The 19,020-nt window shown below is 70.8% G+C and carries 14 protein-coding genes; 10 read left to right on the plus strand and 4 right to left on the minus strand.

Annotation, left to right across the window (positions count from 1 at the left end):
- Positions 1 to 50: 50 nt before the first annotated feature.
- Together ctaF and ctaD are read right to left on the minus strand one after the other, a co-directional pair.
- Entirely contained in the window at positions 51 to 443 is a 393-nt protein-coding gene (ctaF, locus tag AC5WS8_RS36320) for an aa3-type cytochrome oxidase subunit IV (RefSeq protein WP_496107749.1), read from the minus strand.
- On the minus strand, positions 440 to 2,158 hold the full coding sequence (gene ctaD, locus AC5WS8_RS36325) for an aa3-type cytochrome oxidase subunit I (RefSeq protein WP_496107750.1): 1,719 nt from the start codon (positions 2,156 to 2,158) through the stop codon (positions 440 to 442). Before ctaD ends, ctaF begins: the two co-directional genes overlap by 4 nt.
- 592 nt (positions 2,159 to 2,750) lie before the next feature.
- On the opposite strand from ctaD, the gene AC5WS8_RS36330 reads away from it, so the two are divergent.
- From AC5WS8_RS36330 to AC5WS8_RS36370, 9 genes are all read left to right on the plus strand, one after another.
- The gene (locus tag AC5WS8_RS36330) at positions 2,751 to 3,923 is read left to right on the plus strand and encodes an SDR family oxidoreductase (RefSeq protein ID WP_496107751.1); all 1,173 of its coding nucleotides are present in this window, start codon (positions 2,751 to 2,753) and stop codon (positions 3,921 to 3,923) included.
- A gap of 875 nt (positions 3,924 to 4,798) precedes the next feature.
- Entirely contained in the window at positions 4,799 to 6,274 is a 1,476-nt protein-coding gene (locus AC5WS8_RS36335) for a fascin domain-containing protein (RefSeq protein ID WP_496107752.1), read from the plus strand.
- Between the two features lie 783 nt (positions 6,275 to 7,057).
- Positions 7,058 to 8,287 (plus strand): NAD(P)/FAD-dependent oxidoreductase, encoded by a 1,230-nt coding sequence (locus tag AC5WS8_RS36340; protein WP_496107753.1) that lies wholly within the window; start codon positions 7,058 to 7,060, stop codon positions 8,285 to 8,287.
- A gap of 118 nt (positions 8,288 to 8,405) precedes the next feature.
- Entirely contained in the window at positions 8,406 to 9,791 is a 1,386-nt protein-coding gene (locus AC5WS8_RS36345; protein WP_496107754.1) for an MBL fold metallo-hydrolase, read from the plus strand.
- A 260-nt stretch (positions 9,792 to 10,051) separates the two neighbouring features.
- Positions 10,052 to 10,690 (plus strand): class I SAM-dependent methyltransferase, encoded by a 639-nt coding sequence (locus AC5WS8_RS36350; RefSeq protein WP_496107755.1) that lies wholly within the window; start codon positions 10,052 to 10,054, stop codon positions 10,688 to 10,690.
- 698 nt (positions 10,691 to 11,388) lie between these two features.
- The gene (locus AC5WS8_RS36355; protein WP_496107756.1) at positions 11,389 to 12,747 is read left to right on the plus strand and encodes a rhodanese-like domain-containing protein; all 1,359 of its coding nucleotides are present in this window, start codon (positions 11,389 to 11,391) and stop codon (positions 12,745 to 12,747) included.
- 45 nt (positions 12,748 to 12,792) lie between these two features.
- Positions 12,793 to 13,158 (plus strand): rhodanese-like domain-containing protein, encoded by a 366-nt coding sequence (locus AC5WS8_RS36360; protein WP_496107757.1) that lies wholly within the window; start codon positions 12,793 to 12,795, stop codon positions 13,156 to 13,158.
- Positions 13,155 to 13,898, plus strand: coding sequence for a sulfite exporter TauE/SafE family protein (locus AC5WS8_RS36365; protein ID WP_496107758.1), 744 nt, complete (start codon positions 13,155 to 13,157; stop codon positions 13,896 to 13,898). The genes AC5WS8_RS36360 and AC5WS8_RS36365 overlap by 4 nt, the downstream gene beginning before the upstream one ends.
- Positions 13,899 to 14,059: 161 nt before the next feature.
- The gene (locus AC5WS8_RS36370; protein WP_496107759.1) at positions 14,060 to 14,635 is read left to right on the plus strand and encodes a rhodanese-like domain-containing protein; all 576 of its coding nucleotides are present in this window, start codon (positions 14,060 to 14,062) and stop codon (positions 14,633 to 14,635) included.
- 121 nt (positions 14,636 to 14,756) lie between these two features.
- Here AC5WS8_RS36370 and AC5WS8_RS36375 read toward each other — a convergent pair whose 3' ends face one another.
- Together AC5WS8_RS36375 and AC5WS8_RS36380 are read right to left on the minus strand one after the other, a co-directional pair.
- Positions 14,757 to 15,257 (minus strand): GNAT family N-acetyltransferase, encoded by a 501-nt coding sequence (locus AC5WS8_RS36375; RefSeq protein WP_496107760.1) that lies wholly within the window; start codon positions 15,255 to 15,257, stop codon positions 14,757 to 14,759.
- Positions 15,258 to 15,465: 208 nt separating this feature from the next.
- Positions 15,466 to 16,548 (minus strand): hypothetical protein, encoded by a 1,083-nt coding sequence (locus AC5WS8_RS36380; RefSeq protein WP_496107761.1) that lies wholly within the window; start codon positions 16,546 to 16,548, stop codon positions 15,466 to 15,468.
- A gap of 596 nt (positions 16,549 to 17,144) precedes the next feature.
- Here AC5WS8_RS36380 and AC5WS8_RS36385 point away from each other — a divergent pair.
- Positions 17,145 to 18,809 (plus strand): APC family permease, encoded by a 1,665-nt coding sequence (locus tag AC5WS8_RS36385; protein WP_496107762.1) that lies wholly within the window; start codon positions 17,145 to 17,147, stop codon positions 18,807 to 18,809.
- The last annotated feature ends 211 nt before the right edge of the window (positions 18,810 to 19,020 follow it).

Consider the following 19,020-nt stretch of genomic DNA (forward strand, 5'->3'; position numbering starts at 1 on the left):
GCCCCGCACCTCGGCCGGAGACGAGGGGACGAGGCGCGATCGCCTCTGCCTCAGCGGCTCTCTCGAGTCCCGAACTGGAAGACCATGCCGAAGACGCCGGGCCAGAGCAGACCGAAGCCGATGAGGATGATCCACACGCCGTAGACGATGCCGACGGCGATCACCGCCGCGCCCAGCGCGGTGATGACCGGGTAGACGCTCTGCGGCGGGAAGAAGTCGATCGTGCCGCTGCGCTCACGGACGTCGGAGTCCGGGCGGTCCTCGGGGCGCAGGCCCTTGCGCCGGTAGTTGATCAGGCAGAAGAACGCGATCACCGACGACATGCCGAAGGACACGCTCAGCGCGGCGATCCCCGCGGGCTCGCGTGCGAACCAGGTGTAGGTGGCGTCGGTGAGGAGAAAGAACAGCGCCACGCCGGCGAAGAGGTAGCCCTCGGACTTCATTCGCTCTGCTCTCCCAGGGTGTCAGGTGTCGGCTCCACCGTGCCGCGTTCCGCCGGGCCGAGCTCCTGGCGCACCTCGGGATGGTGCAGATCGAACGCGGGGGAGTCGGACCGTACGCGGGGCAGCGCCGTGAAGTTGTGCCGGGGCGGGGGGCAGGAAGTCGCCCACTCGAGGGAGCGGCCCCAGCCCCAGGGATCGTCCGCGTCGACCAGGGGGGCGTACCGGGCGGTCTTCCATACGTTGTACAGGAACGGCAGGGTGGAGACGCCGATCAGGAAGGAGCCGATCGTCGAGATGGTGTTGAGGGTGGTGAAGCCGTCGGTGGGCAGATAGTCCGCGTAACGGCGGGGCATCCCGATCTCCCCGAGCCAGTGCTGGACGAGGAACGTCGTCTGGAAACCGATGAACAGCGTCCAGAAATGGATCTTCCCCAGGCGTTCGTCGAGCAGCTTGCCGGTCATCTTCGGCCACCAGAAGTAGAAGCCGCCGAACATGGCGAAGACGATCGTCCCGAAGAGCACGTAGTGCAGGTGCGCGACGATGAAGTAGCTGTCCGTCAGGTGGAAGTCCAGGGCCGGGGAGGCGATGATCACGCCGCTGAGACCGCCGAGCAGGAAGGTCACCAGGAAACCGGCCGACCACAGCATCGGCGTCTCGAAGGACACGCTGCCCTGCCACATGGTGCCGATCCAGTTGAAGAACTTGACCCCCGTCGGCACGGCGATCAGGAACGACAGCAAGGAGAAGAACGGCAGGAACACTGCCCCGGTGGCGAACATATGGTGAGCCCACACGGTGGCCGACAGCACCGTGATGGTGATCGTCGCGCTCACCATGCCGACGTACCCGAATACCGGCTTCCGGCTGAACACCGGGATGATCTCCGTGACAACGCCGAAGAACGGCAGCGCCACGATGTAGACCTCCGGATGGCCGAAGAACCAGAACAGGTGCTGCCACAGCAGTGCCCCACCGGTGGCGGAGTCGAAGATGTGGGCACCGTAGGCGCGATCGGCCACCAGGGCCAGCAGGATCGCGGTGAACACCGGGAAGGCCAGCAGCACGAGGATCGAAGTGAACAGGATGTTCCATGTGAAGATCGGCATCCGGAACAAGGTCATCCCCGGGACCCGCAGGGACAGGATGGTGACGATGAAGTTGACGGCGCCGAGTGTGGTGCTCACGCCCGCGACCGCCAGGCCCATGGCCCACAGGTCGCCGCCGTGGCCCGGGGAGTGGACCGCGTCGTTCAACGGTGAGTAGGCGAACCAGCCGAACGCCGCCGGACCCTGGTCGACGAAGAAGCCGGAGACGACGATCAGTCCACCGAAGAGGAACAGCCAGTACGACAGTGCGTTCAGGCGAGGGAAGGCGACATCGGGAGCACCGATCTGCAACGGCATGACAGCGTTCGCGAACCCGGCGAACGTGGGGGTCGCGAACAGCAGCATCATGATCGTGCCATGGATCGTGAACAACTCGTTGTACTGCTGATTGGTGACGATCTGCAGTCCCGGGCGGGCCAGTTCGGCCCGCATGGTCATCGCCAGCACACCGGCGAACAGGAAGAAACCGAACGAGGTGAAGAAATACAGGTGTGCGATCTTCTTGTGATCGGTGGTCGTCAGGTAGTCCCTGATGCGCTCCGCCGCAGGGACCCGAGGCTCACGGGTCGTGACCTGCGGCTCGCCCGACCCCGGCAGTGTCTGTGACATGAGCGTCCTCCACACGCTGAACCAATCGAAGCTGCGTTCCCGCGAACACGAGCGCAGCAGCCCCTACCAGGCGGTACTGAACCCCCGCCAGGACGACTCCCGCCTGCGCGTGCGACCACGGCCGTGCGGGCCGGATACCTGCTGAACGGCTGGAGTGCCCACCGTGCGGCAGAGAGTGGCGGCGGGCACTCCAGGCATCTGACGGCGCTGAAGACCGGCATGCACGACGGCGTGCACGGCGCCCGCGAACGTTCCTTGGCCCAAAGGACATCGCGTCAGCATGCCAGCGGTGATCGTTTGTCGCCTGTGACACGGCGGCACCATCCGAGTTCACTCACCGTCCGGCCGAGCCTGACGGCCTGTGATCCGGGCACCCGGGCAAGGTGGGCTCTTGAGACGATGCCGAACGGATGGCCTTCCTGGATTTTTGCGCCCGCCCAGGTACGCGGTCGGCGCAACGCCGGATGCGGCTCCTCGAGAGCTGGGAGAGCGTGGTCCCGGTAGGCGGCGTCATTCAAGGCCTGACGCCCGCTCACCGTTCGGGGCAGCAGACAGACAGTGTGGAGTCGGGCACGGATGAGGAGACCAGCGGATGCCGATCAAGACCAAGCCCTTGTCGGAGCAGGTGGTCGTCGTCACCGGCGCGTCCAGCGGGATCGGGAGGGCCACGGCGACGGAGTTCGCCCGGCGCGGAGCCCGGGTGGTCGTGGCCGCCCGAAGCGAGGAGGCCTTGGACACGCTGGTGTCCGAGATCGAGAGAAGCGGCGGCCAAGCGGTCGGGGTGCCGACCGATGTGGCCCAGTGGCCGCAGGTCCAGGCGCTCGCCCGGGCTGCCGTCGACTGCTACGGCGGGATCGACACCTGGGTGAACGCCGCCGCCGTGCACCTGTACGGCAGGGTCGAGGACATCACGGTGGAGGAGTTCGCCCGCGTCGTCCAGATCAACCTGATGGGTCAGGTCCACGGTGCGTACGCCGCCCTTCCGGAGCTGCGCCGCTCCGGCGGCGGGGCCCTGATCGGTGTGTCCTCCGTGGAGGGCGTCCGCGCGGTGCCCCTGCAGGCGCCGTACGTCACCAGCAAGTGGGCACTGCGGGGTTTCTACGACGTGCTGCGCATGGAACTCATGGCGCAGAAGGCGCCGGTGGCGGTGACGACCATCCTGCCCGCCTCCATCGACACCCCGCTGTTCGCCCACGCCCGTTCCAAGCTGGACGCCCTGCCCAAACCGCCCCCGCCCGTCTACGCCCCCGAAGCCGTGGCCCGGGCCATCGTGAAAGCGGCCGTTCATCCCACCCGCGAAGTCCCGGTCGGCGGGTCGGCCCTGCAGTTCATCCTCGCGCAGCGCTTTGCTCCTGCGCTGACCGACCGGCTGATGGCCGCCCGCCGCGTCGGCTACGCCGGCCAGGTCACCGACCGGCCCGACACCGGCTCCGACAATCTGGACAAGCCACTGCCGGGCCCCGGGGCGGTCCACGGTGACCACAACGGCCACGCCTTCAGCCGCAGCCGCTACACCGAATGGCTCGGCCACCACCCGGCCCTCCAGCGCACCGCCGTGGCCACCGGGGTGACCGCCACGGCAGCCGCACCCGTCGCCGCCTACCTCCTCGGGCGCACCCGGCGCTCGTCCTGGCAGCAGCGCGCGGCGCGGCAGGCGGCGACGCTGATCGACCGAGGGCGCCGGTGGGTTGCCCGACAGCGTCACGTCGCCCCAGTGCACCCTGCCCGGGCCGTGCGTTGCCGGCCCATCACGGCCCGGCGTTGAGAACACGCCGGCGGCGTGCTCGAAGGGCCGCGGGTCATCCTGTGGCCGGGCAGGTTGCCCCGCAGGCTCCAGCGGCCCGGTGGCAGGAGCTTCGCGCAACCTACGCAACGCCTCGTCGTCCGGCACCCCAGGCTCTCTGCGCTGTGCGCGTGCGCCTGGGTCGGTCCCAGCGGGCCACTCGACTGGTACTGCTGGGATCGCGGTCTGCCGTGCCGCACCGTAGACAGAAGACATGAACGCTGATGACAGTGAGAAGGTGTACCACTCGGGCGAGGTTGTGCCGGTGTCCGGGATTTACGAGTGCGACTGCGGTGAGTCGCACGAGTACAGCACGGATGTGAAGGGGCACCGGTTCCCTCCGCTGCAAAGGGGCTGCAGCGGTAGCGGCTGGCGGCTGAAGGCCGCCACGCATTCCGGTGGCTGACCGGCCGGTTCCTCCGCGGTGGCCGGCAGGGGGCGGAGCTGATGCGGCCGAGCCGACAGGCACATGCCCGGTATGTCGGCGGACGAACGCCACGGTCACGCCGACATCCTGCGTACCGGGTGGCTGACGTGGCGGGTGCGCGTGCCCGGGCCCTCGGTCACGTGGCAAGACGGCGGAACCCGGCGTTCATGAGTGAAAGATCGCGGACGTGGCCTCGCGACCCGGCTGCCCCCGGTCACTCGACTTCCCGTACTACTCCTGCCGCCTCCCGTACCACTCCTGCCGCGGCCGGTGTCCGGACGGCGTCCCCCCTGCCCTACGGGCCCAACACCCCCCACCCGTCCCCGGGCGTACCTTTGAAGATCCACAAGTGTGTCGAGCCCTGTAAGGTCTTCCCCTCGACAGACGCACCAGCACACCGGGGTGCGGTGCGGAACAGGGAGGGACGTTCATGCGAAGACTCGTGGCCGTAGTGGTCGCGCTGTGCAGCCTGACACTCTGGATCCAGTGGCAGTGGCCCGCGCAGGCGAGCGCCGCCACGGACCCTACCGTGCTCGCGAAGTCCGCAGGCCAGAAGTGGGCCCTGAGGAACGTCAAGAACGGCGAGTACGTCTCCGCCGAGATCAATGACTCGGGCAGCGAGTACGCCAAGCTCCGGGCGCGCAGCACCGGCATCGGTTCCTGGGAGCGGTTCACGCTGCACACCGATGACAAGGGCGCCCACGTGAGCCTCCGCAACGAAGCGAACGGGCTGTTCGCCAGTACCGACATCAACAACGGCAACAAGCTGCGCGCGCAGGGCGACCACATCGGCTCCTGGGAAGAACTCCAGCTGAAGTACGGTGGAAGCGACGCCGGCGGTGCCTACTACTACCTCTGGTCCGAGGTCGCCGGCAAGTACGTCTCCGCAGAGCTCGGATATGCCACCACGGACCCCGACTACGGGGTACTACGGGCCCGGTCGGACACGGTGGGCTCCTGGGAGAGCTTCAGGCTCGTCAAGACCGGCAACGACAACGTAGGGGCCGTGAGCGACGACACGACCGACTGGGGGACACCGCCGGCCCCGTCGACACCCTCGCCCACCTCGGTGAGGGTCATGACCTGGAACATGTGCGGGGACGCGAACGACAAGTGCGGAAACTACCACGCCACGCCTGAACAGATGGCCACCCAGGTTCTCGGTCAGCTCGACGACGTCAGCTCCACGTACACCCCCGACGCGCTCTTCCTCGAGGAATCCTGCGAGAAGTTCGCCCAGCCGATCGAGACGGCGCTGGAGAACCGTACCGGAACCGGCTGGGACGTCAGATTCGCGCCCATCTACTATGACGTGGACACCGGCGGTTCAGGCTCTGTGCTTGCACAGAAGGAGTGCGCCGACACCACGGGGTACACCGACCGGGGCGCCTACGGTGTCTCCGTCGCGGTGCCGGACGAGAACACCTGGTACCGGGCGCACATCCTCAAGTCGCCGGGCAGTGCCGGTTCCGGCATCGAGAAGCGGGCCGCCCTGTGCGCGGCCATCACCTCGAAGGCCGTGATGTACTGCGGCGCGCACTTCAGCACGGGCGGCACGGGGTACGACGACCCCGATTGGACGTACCACGGGTATCAGCGAGACGAGCTGATGGGCGACGAAGCCAGGGCGAAGACCAGCGGCTACCGTGCAGTGTTCGGCGGTGACCTGAACGTCAACCCGCCGGCCCGTGGCTGGGACGGCTACGAGGTCCTCAACCCCACGTACGACGCATACCGCGAGTGCGCGCAGCTGCAGGACCCGAACAGCCCGCGGGACGGCCAGAACACGGTCAACAACTCGAAGATCGACTATGTCTTCGGGGCCGGTCACACGTCCTGCGCGGTCTCCACCAACGCCTGGGGTTCCGACCACCACGCCCTGCGCTCGACGACGGTCCTTCCCTGACCGTCGGCTTCCTCAGCCCGTAGTCTCGCCGACTCACCGAGCACCAGCGAGATCCCCGGGCCTGCGGCACTCTGACGCGGCGGCACATCGGCACGGGGGCGCACTGCGCGGTGCCCCCACGCATCGGTGCGCCGCCGCGCCACCGCGGCATGCCCCCGCGTCGGCGGGCAGGACAACGCCGGCCAGCGGCTCGACAGAGTGGCACCCCCGCATCGAGCACGACCCGGAGCGGCCTGCGCCGCGGCAGGCCGCTGAATCGGCGTCAACGCCCGCCTGCCGAACGTTCCGCGACCCGATTCCCCCACCCGCTGCTCTCTTCGGTGCCCTGGTCGCGGTCGGCTGCGTCCCGATCGGCTGGGCCTGCACGGCACTGGGCGTCGACCGCCCGCACCGGGCCGTCGGCGCCGCCTCGATCCAGCAGTCCAACCTGACCCTCACCTGGCGACGTGCCCGCAACCGGGTTTTCGGCAACTTCGACGGCGTCGCCTTGTTCACCCCCTTGCTGCCGATCACCCGCGACCGGTCGGCGGGTCCCCCGTCCGGCGGCGAGGGTGCGTGCTCCTCCGTCGGCGTCGGCGTCATGCGGAGGTCCGCACCGCAGCGCCCCGACTCGGACGGTCCGGCCCGGCACGCGAATACGCGGGCGTTTTACCCCTGGGGCAAATACCCCCGTGGGTATTTGACCGGGTTCCGTGCCGCGTCGTAGCCTTGTCGGCAAGAAACCCCCCGGGGTATTGCGGAGGCACTGGAGAGGTGCCTGACCAGACGGAAAGGACTTCCACCATGGTCGCCAGCCCCCCACCCCGCACGGACCGGACCGCCGGCCGGCACCGCGTCGCCATCGTCGGCGGCGGCAGCGCCGGGATCAGCGTCGCCGCCCGGCTGCGGCGCGCCGGCGTCACCGACATCACCCTCGTCGAACCGTCCGACACGCACTGGTACCAGCCCCTGTGGACCTTGGTCGGCGGCGGCCAGGCACCCCTGCACAGCACCCGCCGTCCCGAGGCGTCCGTCATTCCCGACGGGGTGCGCTGGATACGCCGGCGTGCCCTCGCCGTCGACCCCGACGCCCGCACCGTCACCCTGTCCGGGGGCGACGAGCTCACCTACGAACACCTCCTGATGGCCCCCGGACTGCAACTGGACTGGGACGCCGTACCCGGGCTCGCCGAGGCGGTGGGACACGACCGGGTGAGCAGCAACTACGCACCGGAGTACGCCCCTCGCACCTGGGACCTGATCAAGCGGATGCGGTCGGGCACGGCCGTCTTCACCCACCCGGCGACCCCGCTCAAGTGCGGCGGCGCACCCCAGAAGATCGCGTACCTGGCAGCGGACCACTGGCGCAAGCAGAAGGTTCTCGACCGGATCCGCATCATCCTCGTCATCCCGGATCCCGTCCTGTTCAAGGTGCCGGAATGGGGGCGCACCCTGGAGCAGGTGGCCGCCCGGTACGGGATCGAGGTGCGGCTGCGGTCGGAGATGACCGCCGTGAACGGCGACCGCCGCGAGGTCGTTCTCACCGACCACGCGAGTGGCGCCGAGGAGACCGTCCGCTACGACCTGCTGCACGCCGTGCCGCCCCAGAGCGCGCCCGACTGGGTCAAGGACAGCCCGCTCGCCGACCCGGCGAGCCCGCTGGGGTTCGTCGCCGCGGACAGGCACACGCTCCAGCACCCTCAGTACCGGAACGTTTTCGCACTCGGCGACGTGGCGAACCTGCCGACCTCCAAGACCGGCGCGGCCGTGCGCAAACAGGCCCCGGTCGTGGCCGCCAACGTGCTGGACGTCATGAACGGCCGGACCCCTGCGCGGCGCTACGACGGCTACACGTCCTGCCCGCTGGTGACCGCCCGCGACCGGATGCTGCTCGCCGAGTTCGACTACGACCTGCGGCCCGCACCCACCTTCCCGTTCATCAACACGTTCAAGGAGCGGCGGGACATGTGGGTGTTCAAGCGGTACGTGCTGCCGCCGGTGTACTGGCACGGCATGCTGACCGGCCGCCTGTGACCGACCGGCCCGGGCTTCCCCCGTCCCGGGCCGGTCCTCAGCGCACCCAAGAGGCGCCGACAGCACACCTGCGCCCCCTCTCATCCGCACGCCCCTGCCCCAGCCTGGAGGACCACCCATGTTCTTCACCCAGTACTACCTCGACTGCCTCTCCCAGGCGTCGTATGTGATCGCCGACGAGACCACCGGCAGGGCCGTTGTCGTGGACCCGCGCCGCGACGTTTCCGAATACCTCACCGACGCCGACGCCCAGGGTTTCATCGTCGAGGGCGTCCTCAACACCCACTTCCACGCCGACTTCCTCGCCGGCCACCTCGAGATGGCCGCCCGCACCGGCGCGTGGATCGGCTACGGACGCCGCGCCGAGGCCGAGTACCCCATCCGCGCACTCGGCGACGGCGACCGGATCAGCCTCGGTGACGTCACCCTGGAGATCCTCGAGACGCCCGGCCACACCCCCGAGTCGATCAGCATCCTCGTGTACGAGCACGCGGACGACGCCGTCCCCTACGGTGTGCTCACCGGCGACGCCCTCTTCATCGGGGACGTGGGACGCCCCGACCTGCTGGCTTCGCTCGGCGCCACCGCCGACGAGCTCGGCCGCATGCTCTACGACAGCGTCCAGCACAAGCTGATGGCCCTGCCGGACGAGGTGCGGGTCTTCCCCGCGCACGGTGCCGGATCAGCCTGTGGCAAGAACCTCTCCACCCGGCGGCAGTCCACCATCGGCGAACAGCGCGCCACCAACTACGCCTGCCGCCCGATGGACGAGGAGCGGTTCGTCGCCCTGGTGACCGCCGGCCAGCCCGCCGCCCCCGCCTACTTCGCCTACGATGCCGTGCTCAACCGCAAGGAACACGGACTGTTCGACGCGGCCGGTGCGCCACGACCACTGTCCGAGGGGGACTTCAGGCAGCGGCGGACGGGCGGGGCGATCGTCCTCGACACCCGCTCGCCGCAGGACTTCGCTGCCGGGCACCTGAGCGGCTCGATCAACGTGCCCGCCGACGGCCGCTTCGCCGAACAGGCCGGCATGGTCGTCAGTCCCGAGGCAGAGGTCGTGGTGGTCGCCCCGCAGGACCGCGAGGAGGAGATCGTCACCCGGTTGGCCCGGATCGGCTTCGACACGGTGGGCGGATACCTGCGCGAGCCCGAGGGCGCCTTCCTGGCCCTGGCCGACGACATGCGGCAGGCGAGCCGCGTGACCGCGGACGAGCTGCACCGGCTGCTGAACGGTGACGAACCGCCGCTGGTCCTGGACGTGCGCAACACCGCCGAGCGCGAAGAGGGCTTCATCGACGGCTCCCTGCACCTCCCGCTGGCCGAACTCGCCCGGCGCGTCGACGAAATCCCGGCCGGCCGGCCCGTCGTCGTCCACTGCGCGGGCGGCCACCGGTCGTCCATCGCGGCCTCCCTGCTCCGCCACCATGGCCGAACCGACGTGTCCGACCTGCTCGGCGGCTACGGCGCCTGGCTCGCCCGGACCGCACCGGCCGACGCTTGACCTGACCGCGGGTGCGGCGGGCACCGGCCGTCAACGCGCCGCACCCCTGCGGACCGGCTTTCCACGGGGCCACCCTCGCACCGAGGCGCCGGCCGTTCCCGCCTCGGTGTGCCGGTCCCACAATGGCGACGGGGGGCGCGTGCCGTCACCGCCGACGAAGCCCGCCAAGCAGCGGCGACGGAAGCCAACGTGTGGCGGGCGGGACAAACGGGCCGCCTGCGACGGCGGGTCCGCGACAGGACGGACGCGAGGAGCACCACATGGACGCGGCAGCATGGGACGAGCGTTACCGCGGGGCCGAACTCGTATGGGCCGCGGAGCCCAACCGGTTCGTCGAGCAGGAACTGGCCGGACTCGAGCCCACCGGCCGGGCGCTCGACCTGGCCGCCGGGGAAGGACGCAACGCGGTCTGGCTGGCGGAGCTGGGGTGGGAAGTGGACGCCGTGGACTTCTCCGCTGTGGCACTGGAGAAGGCAGGGCGGCTGGCCGTCGAGCGCGGCGTGCGGCTGCACACCGTCTGCGCGGACCTGACCGCATGGTCCGCTGCGGAGGCGACGTACGACCTGTCCCTCATCTCCTATCTCCACCTGCCGTGGCAGCAGATGGAACAGGTGCTGCGGCAGGCCGCCCGTGCTGTCCGGCCGGGTGGGACCCTGCTGCTCGTCGGTCACGCCGCGGCCAACCTCAGGCAAGGCCACGGCGGGCCGCAGGATCCTCGTGTGCTGTACACCGCCGAGCAGGTCGCCGCCGTCTGGCGACCGTATGCCGACATCGTGCGAGCCGAGACCGTCGAGCGCCCGGTGACCGGCGCCGATGGGCCCCGCACCGCGCTCGACACGCTGGTCCGCGCCCGCGGCCGCGCGGGGCAGGGCCGGCACACCCCGCCATTCCCGCACTGATGGCCGTCCGACCACCGATGAGCGGTGCCAGGGCCCGATCGCTTCCGCCCCAAACCAGGCGCGCAATACCCCGCGGGGTACCTCTTCGAGGAGTGCGGACTCGATGCCCTGTGTTCCATCGCCGATGAGGGGTCCCGCCGCCTCGACGCGGCGCTCGCATCCCTCGCCACCCGGACCGCGTAGGTCCGACACGACCGCGCGCAGCCGGGCGGCGTCCCTCGCTCCGCAGCCGGTTCCGCGCCGACCGAGCACCCCCGGGCGCCGGCAGCTCATCCCGTGACCACGCCTGCTCGGCATGCGGAACGGGGCTGCCCGGAAATTTGCGCCGTGCGGGTGCACGGGAATGGGGCACGGACGGCCCTGCGCTCCCCCGCAACGCCCATCCGGGGCGTTCCCGTCCGTCATCCGGGCGGACAACGGATGCCCCGCATCAGGGCGTTCCCGTCTGTCACCCGGGAGGGACAACGGATGCCCCGCATGCCCACCGAGGCTCTCGCCCGACTGCGCCGCGCCCTGAATGCCTCCGTTCGCGCCGACGTCCGCAGGAGCCCTCCGGTCCACCCGGCACGGCTCGCGCCGGGCGTGCGGCCAACCGCAAAGGAATCCGCCACGAGGGAACCAGTGATACCCCCGGGGGTACCCGTGTTACGGTGGTGAATATACCCCGGGGGGTAATCTATGTGGGAAGGGACATCTCCGTGTTCTTCATCGACACCATCGAGCTCGAGGGCCTGGGCAACCGCCACTACCTGGCCGGCGGCACGAGGACGGCCGTGGCGGTGGACCCGCCGCGCGACTTCGACCAGATTCTGGTGGCGGCCGCCCGGCGCGGGGTGCGGATCTCGCACGTGGTGGAGACCCACCTCCACAACGACTACGTCACCGGTGGCCTGGAGCTCGCACGGGTGACGGGTGCCGCCTATCTGGTACCGGCCGGTGCGCACGTGTCCTTCGCCCGGGTGCCGGTGGCCGACGGCGACACGGTCACCGTCGACTCCGGACTGGACCTGCGGGCCGTGGCCACCCCGGGTCACACCCCGCACCACACGTCGTACGTGCTGCAGGAGAACGGTGTGCCGGTGGCCGCGTTCACCGGTGGTTCGCTGCTGATCGGCACGGTGGGCCGGCCGGACCTGGTAGAGCCGCGGCTGACCGAGCAGCTGGCCCGCGCCCAGCACGCCTCCGCACACCGTTTGGCGGACGAACTGCCCGACGAGACGTCCGTGCTGCCCACCCACGGCTTCGGCAGCTTCTGCTCCTCGGCGCAGACCGAGGGGGACGCCACCACCATCGGCAAGGAGAAAAGCGTCAACGCGGCGCTGACCCAGGACGTGGACTCCTTCGTCGCCCGGCTGCTGGCCGACCTCGACGACGTGCCCGCCTACTACGCGCACATGGGTCCGGCCAACGCCGACGGCCCCGCTCCGGTGGACCTGACTCCGCCGGCTGTCGCGGACGCCCAGGAGATAGCCGCCCGCCTGGCGGCCGGCGAGTGGGTGGTCGACCTGCGCAGCCGTATCGCCTTCGCCGAGGGACATGTCGCCGGCTCGTTCAACTTCGAGGTGGACGGAAGGATCGCCACCTACCTGGCCTGGATGATCCCGTGGGGCAAGCCGGTGACCCTGCTCGCCGAGTCCACCGAGCAGCTGGCCGCCGCCCAGCGCGAACTCGTCCGGGTCGGCATCGACCGCCCAGCCGCCGCCGCGACCGGCTCGCCCCGGGAGTGGGTGACCGAGGACGGCTCGCCGGCCTCCTTCCCCCGGTCCACGTTCGCCGGCCTGGCCGAACACGGCACCGACGACATCGTCGTCCTGGACGTACGCCGCGACTCCGAGCGCGCCGCCGGGTACATCGAGGGCTCCGTGCACATCCCCGTCCACCAGCTGCACAAGCGGCTGGGCGAGGTGCCGCCCGGCACCGTCTGGGTGCACTGCGCCGGCGGGATGCGGGCCGCTATCGCCGCCTCGCTGCTGGACGCCGCCGGGCGGGACGTGGTGGCCGTCGACGACGGATTCGACGCCGCCACCGGCGCCGGACTGACCGTCGTCACCCGCTGAACGCTCCTGCCGTACCCCTCCATCAGCTCCCCCGAGAGGTTTGTGATGTTCCTCTTCCGTAGCGGCGGGGACCGCGTCACCGTAGACGAGGCCCGCCGACGCACCCAGGGCCCGGACGCCCCGGCCGTGCTGCTGGACGTGCGCGAACAGGGCGAGTGGGACGCCGGTCACGCTCCCGCCGCCCTCCACGCGCCGCTGTCCCGTCTGGCGGCGGGCGGGGCGCTGCCCGCCGCGGCCCAGGGACGGCTGCTGGTGGTGATCTGCCGCAGCGGGCACCGCTCGCAGCGCGCCGCCAAGCTGCTGGCCGCCCGCGGCGCCGAGGCCGTGGACGTCAAGGGCGGCATGCAGGCATGGGCCACCGCCGGTCACCCGGTCGTCGACGAGCGTGGGACCGAGGGCTCCATAACATGACCGCTCTGATCCTCGCGCTCGTCGCCGGTGCCGTCATCGGCCTGGCCCTGGGCGGTCTCGGCGGAGGCGGCAGCGTCCTCGCCGTGCCCGCCCTGATCTACCTGCTCCACTTCACACCGGCCGAAGCGACGACGGCGAGCCTGGTCATCGTCACCCTCACGTCGATCTCGGCGCTCGTCGGGCACGCCCGGGAGGGCAACGTTGCGTGGCGCACCGGGCTGCTGTTCGCCGCGGCGGGCATCGTGCCCGCGATGCTCGCCGGGGCCGCCGCCGGCCACCTGCCCCAGAGCATGCTCACGGTCGCCTTCGCCGTCATCGCGGCGCTCGCCGCGCTGCGCATGCTGCGGCCCGCTCGCGCCGAGCCGTCCGGCACGGTCAACCCCGGCAAGGCCGGCGCCGCCGGGGCCGGTCTCGGCGCGGTGACGGGGTTCCTCGGCGTGGGCGGCGGCTTCCTCGCCGTCCCCGCACTGGTGAGCGTGCTGAGTCTGCCCATGCGCCGTGCTGTCGGCAGCAGCCTGCTGGTCATCACGATCAACTCACTGGCCGCGCTCGCCGCCCGGGCCGGCACCGGCACGCACCTGGACTGGGCGGTCATCGCGCCGTTCACCGCGGCGGCGATCCTGGGCGCCTGGGACGGCAAGCGCCTGTCGAAGAAGATCAAGGGACATACCCTTCAGCGCCTCTTCGCCTACGTGCTGCTCGCGGTCGCCGCCTTCATGCTCGTGGACGTGATCACATGACGATGCCCTCACGCCGTGGGGCCCACACACCTCGGGCGGGGGAACGGGAAAGCGTCAGGCCGGCGAGAGGAAAGTCCCACGACCACTCCGCACAGACACCCCATGGGAAACAAGCGCTCCCGTACTCGGGGCACCTTCGACTCACAAGGATGACATTCGCCATGACCACCCCCACCGCCCTCGACCCCCGCCAGGTCCGCAGCCGCCTGCAGGAACTCACCGTCGTCGACGTCCGTACCCCCGGCGAGTACGCCGGGGGCCACCTGCCCGGCGCCCTGAACATCCCTCTGGACCAGCTCGACCGGGCGCTGCCGGACATCCGCACCGCCGCCCGGCGCGGCGAGGTTCTCGTCGTGTGCGCCTCCGGTGCCCGCTCCGAGAAAGCGTGCCGGATGCTCGCGGACGCGGGCATCCACACCGCCACGCTCGCCGGCGGCACCGGCGCCTGGGCGGCCGAGGGCCATGACCTGCACCGGCCCGACGGAAGCACGAAGGCGACGTGGGGCATGGAACGCCAGGTCCGCCTCACCGCCGGCTCGGTCGTCCTGCTGGGCCTGGCGCTGGGCGAAGCGGTTCACCCGGCCTTCCGGCTGCTGTCCGCAGGCATCGCCGGCGGCCTGGTCTTCTCCGCCGTGACCAACACCTGCGGCATGGCCGCCCTGCTCACCAAGCTCCCGTACAACCGGCCCCGCAGGGCCGACCTCGACGCGACACTGGCGCGCCTGCGCGCCAGCTGACCGGTCACCGGTGCCGGCGCAGCAGAGACCCGCGGCCACCGCATGGTCCTCAGTCCTCACACACCGATGATCAGCGGTGGCAGCTGCCTTCCCGCAGCCGGTCCACCCACAGGACCGCGGTCTACGGCTGGAGCACCAGGTCGCGCTGATACCAGGTTCCCGGCCTACCCCCGAGGTCGGCCGGGTCCGCCGGGCCAACCGGGACGAACCCGGCCTTGGTCAGCACCCTCCGGGACGCGGCATTGTCACGGGAGGCTGCGGCCCGCAGTGTGTGCAGCCCATGCCGCGTCGCCGCCAGCCGGCACAGCTCACGGACGGCCGCGGTCGCCACGCCGCGGCCGGCGACGTGCTGCGCGACCCGGTAACCGAGCACAGCCGTGCCGTCCTCGATGTCGTACAGGTTGAACCGGCCCAGAACCGAACCATCCTCGGCGACGAGCACGTAGAAGGCGCCGATGCCGGCCTCTCCCTCAGCCAGCAAGGCGCTGTACCGGTCGGCGAACTGGTCGAAGAACTCATCACCGCGGTCGGAGATCGAGGCGGCGAAGTAGTCGCGGTTCGCCAGCTCGAAGGCCAGGACCGCCGCGGCATGGCCGGCACGCAGCCGTTTCAGCTCGGGCACCGCCCGACTCTACCCGGATGATGCGTCGAGGCCACCTTTGTTTCCACCAGCGGCAGACAGCCCCGAGGCCAGAGCGCATGACGATCCACCGCTGGAGCAGGTGTGGTCGGGCAGGCCGACGATCCGGCCTCCCGCTCGGCCACCAGGACGGCGGTAGGGCGTCGGAGGGTTCTCGGTCCGGCCTGCCCCCGCTGCTCGGTGGGAGCTGTCAGTGTGCGGGCGGGGTCTCCCGGCTCCCGGACATGAGATCGGTGGGCAGGGCGGCGACGACTCGTCCCACCGCCGCCAGGCGGGCCATGACGAGGGGGTCGCCCCAGAGGTACTCCTCCGGATCCAAATGCCCGTCCCCTCCATCAGGTTCGTCGAGGGCGTCGTCGCCCTCGTCGTCCGGCCAGTCGTCGAAGTACAGCACGTCGTGGAGCACGGTGAGCGCGTCCCCGGACTGTATCTCGAAGCGGGTCAGTCCGGCATCGACGATCGCCTGAACGACCCCGGCCTCGACCAGCCGCTGTGCGAACCCGGTGTCCCGGGTGTCGACTTCGACGTGGTGGCGACCCCCGTCCCGGCGCACGGTGAACCGGATCCGTGGCAGCGTCGTGCCCAGACGGACCGCGCAGACCGTCAGCCGGGCCCGCTGCCAGGTCCGTGACACCGGCCACGGCTCCGGCTGAAAGGCGTCCACCACGGTGAAGCGGCGGCCGTCGTGGACGCCGGACATCGCCGCGAAGAACCCGCTCGGCGTCGACCAGACCGGTGCGTTCATCTCTGCGACCCTCGAGAGGCGGGGCGGGGCGAAGGGCTCGAAGAACCAGCGCTTCGCCAGGCCGGACGGTCGCTCCTCGAATGTGAAGCCCCTGCTTAGCGCGTACGCGGCGCGGGCTCGCACGATGTCGGCGCGCCGACGGGCGCGCCGCAGCGCGGGCACCACGAACCAGGCCGCGGTGAGCAGGGCGAACTCGGCTGCCGCCGCCCATCCGGGCAGCCACTGCGCGGTCCACCCGGCGAAGGCAGCCGCTGCGATGGCGAGGAGGAGCGGGGTGGTGCCTTGCAGCGACATGCCGCTCGCGCGGTGCCGTCCGGTCCACCTCCGCCTCCCGGCGTCGTCCTGCTCCCGGTTGAGCGCAGAGGCCAGCAGCAGATTCAGCGTCGCCAGCGACAGGGCCACCACGGCGACGGTGAGGCAGGCGCTCGCCCAGTGTGCGCCACCTTCTCCGCTGACGGCGAAGAACAGCCCCAGCAGGAATGCCACCAGCAGAGGTGACAGGCAACCGAGTCCCGTGTACGCGACCATCAGCGGTACTCCCGCCTTCCACGCGCGGCCGGCGTGCTCCGGCCGGACAGCGCACAGCGTCGCCGACGGTTCACCGCCGAGCTGCTCACCGGCTGCAACTCGGCCCAGGTCGACCTCAAGGCCTCGTTCACCTCGGGGAACGCTGATGGGCGCAAGGACGCGGACACGCTGGACCCCTTCGGGCTGGTGATTCACCGAACGGGGCGCAATGCTGCCCGACCTGGGCTGCGGGCACATCAGTAGAACTACGCAGTCGCCACACGTAGGTCCATGAGGTCGTGAGGTACTGATCCCGAAGCCGTGCCGGCACTCGCCTCTCGGGCTGCGGCCTTCCGTGCGCCCCGCCCGGCTCGAAACGCTCGTCGGCTGCGCCCTCACCCTGGGCGACGTCGAGCAGGCCGAGCGCTGGGCCGCCCAGTCCACCGGGGAAGCAGAGCGGCTGGGCCCGGGAGGCCGGCGGGCCGCCGCCCTCCGTGCCGGATCCGCTCTCGCCGAGCACCGGGGTGACCTGGCCCAGGCGCTGGACCTCCTGGACGCGGCCGCCCGGGAGTGCCGCAGGAGCGGCGCGACGCTCTGGGAGACCTACGCACTGCTGCGTGCCGTTCCGTTGGCGCAGGGTGCCGGTCAGGCTGCACGCGCCGCAGCCATGTGGCGGCGAGCCCACCGGACGGCCGTGGAGGCGGCGCAGGCTGCTGCTTTTCGCGCCGGGCACCACCATGCGCATCAAGCGGGTGGCAGTCACCGGCGGGCACGGCGAGAGCGAGGTGGCGCTGCGGCGCATCCGGCACCGGTTCGTGAACCGCACCAACCTGCGCGGGGCGCGGGTGCAGCCGGTGAGGATCCTGGCGCCACTGATGGCAGCCGTGCAGAGTGGGGAGCTGAGCCACGACCGGCGCCCCGACGGGGGCGACGATGACGAGGAGGTCCTATCTGTGGCTGTGGCGGGCGGGCGGGACCGTGGACAAGGGCTGGGTGTGTCGGCGCTGGTGTCGATCGGCATCGGCGGCATGGTGGGTGGCGGGATCTTCTCCGTCCTCGGGCTGACGGTGCAGGTGGCCGGGGCGGGCGCGTACGTGTCGTTCCTCGTCGGCGGGATCGTGGCGGCGCTGACCGGTGTCTCCTACGCGCTGCTGTCCGTGCGCGTCCCCAGCCGCGGCGGTACGGCCACCTTCCTGGACCGGGCGTTCGGCACGCGGATCGCGGGGCCGCTCAACCTGTTGCTGTGGCTCAGCTACTTTGTCATGCTCGGCCTCTACGCGATCGCGTTCGGCACCTATCTGGCCGCGCTGCTCGGTCTGCCCGGCGCCTGGCACCGGCCGCTGGCCAGCGCCGTGGTGGTCGCCTTCGCCGCCCTCAATCTGGCCGGCGCACGGGTGGTCGGCCGTGCCGAGTCCGTGCTGGTCTACTTCAAACTGGCCGTCCTGCTGGTGTTCTGCCTGGGCGGGCTGGCATATGTAGACCCCGCCCGGGTCGCCCCCTCGGCGTACCCGCACGGTGGCGCGATCGTCTACGCCGGATGCCTGATCTTCCTCGGCTACGAGGGTTTCGAGCTCATCGCCAACGCCGCGGAGGACGCCGCGGACCCGGCACGGACGCTGCCACGCGCCTACCTGATCTCCATCGGAGGTGTCATCGCCCTGTACGTGCTGGTGGCCTTCGTCGCGGTCGGCAACCTGACCTCGCGGCAGATCGCCCACGACCGGGACTACGCCCTCGCGGTCGCCGCCCGCCCGCTGCTGGGCCAGGCCGGGTTCTCCCTCATCGCGATCGCCGCCGTCGTCTCCACCGCCAGCGCCATCAACGCCACCCTCTACGGCACCGCCAAGTTCACCTACCTCATGGCCCGACACGGCGAACTGCCCGAGCACCTGGCCGAACCGGTGTGGCACCATCCGATCGGCGGACTCATCGCCACCACGCTCGGCACCCTCCTGATCGTCAACCTTGTCGACATCCAAGGCATCAGCCTCATGGGCTCGGCCGGCTTCCTGATCGTCTTCGCCGCCGTGAACCTCGCCGCCGCCAGGCTCCCCGGACTCGCAACAGCCGCGCGGACCGCAGCACGCTGCGGCGTGGCGGCCTGCGCAGGCTGCCTTGTCGCACTGACCGTCTACGCCGCCGGCAACATCCCGAGGCAGCTCGTGGTCCTCGCCGTCATGCTCGCCGTCGCCGTCCTGGCCGAGGCCCTGATCCGGGCGCGCGGCCGTGCCCTGCCGCCGGGAGCCACCCCGCACGCCCCAGGCCGGGTGCAGCGGCCCTGAACCTGGGTCGATCGCACGGGCAGACGGCTGCCGGGCGGGGCACAACTCCGGGCGAGCGCGGCCCGGTCGGACGGGAGGCTGAGCCGCCGACCGAGACCTTCGCGGCTCCTGGACGGGATCCGACCGGGTACGGGTGGTGATGCGGTGCTCGCACTGAGGTCCGGGTGGCTGTGGTCGCGCTGGTTCTGCCACAAAGGCTGCTTGACCGGGG

The sequence above is a fragment of the Streptomyces sp. PTL18 genome (assembly GCF_059510295.1).

Excerpts from the sequence above, each read along its gene's own strand:
- ctaF (WP_496107749.1), bottom strand. The coding sequence starts at position 443 with ATGAAGTCCGAGGGCTACCTCTTCGCCGGCGTGGCGCTGTTCTTTCTC.
- AC5WS8_RS36380 (WP_496107761.1), bottom strand. The coding sequence starts at position 16,548 with ATGGTCGCGTACACGGGACTCGGTTGCCTGTCACCTCTGCTGGTGGCA.
- ctaD (WP_496107750.1), bottom strand. The coding sequence starts at position 2,158 with ATGTCACAGACACTGCCGGGGTCGGGCGAGCCGCAGGTCACGACCCGT.
- AC5WS8_RS36345 (WP_496107754.1), top strand. The coding sequence starts at position 8,406 with ATGTTCTTCACCCAGTACTACCTCGACTGCCTCTCCCAGGCGTCGTAT.
- AC5WS8_RS36365 (WP_496107758.1), top strand. The coding sequence starts at position 13,155 with ATGACCGCTCTGATCCTCGCGCTCGTCGCCGGTGCCGTCATCGGCCTG.
- AC5WS8_RS36330 (WP_496107751.1), top strand. The coding sequence starts at position 2,751 with ATGCCGATCAAGACCAAGCCCTTGTCGGAGCAGGTGGTCGTCGTCACC.
- AC5WS8_RS36360 (WP_496107757.1), top strand. The coding sequence starts at position 12,793 with ATGTTCCTCTTCCGTAGCGGCGGGGACCGCGTCACCGTAGACGAGGCC.
- AC5WS8_RS36370 (WP_496107759.1), top strand. The coding sequence starts at position 14,060 with ATGACCACCCCCACCGCCCTCGACCCCCGCCAGGTCCGCAGCCGCCTG.
- AC5WS8_RS36340 (WP_496107753.1), top strand. The coding sequence starts at position 7,058 with ATGGTCGCCAGCCCCCCACCCCGCACGGACCGGACCGCCGGCCGGCAC.
- AC5WS8_RS36335 (WP_496107752.1), top strand. The coding sequence starts at position 4,799 with ATGCGAAGACTCGTGGCCGTAGTGGTCGCGCTGTGCAGCCTGACACTC.
- AC5WS8_RS36350 (WP_496107755.1), top strand. The coding sequence starts at position 10,052 with ATGGACGCGGCAGCATGGGACGAGCGTTACCGCGGGGCCGAACTCGTA.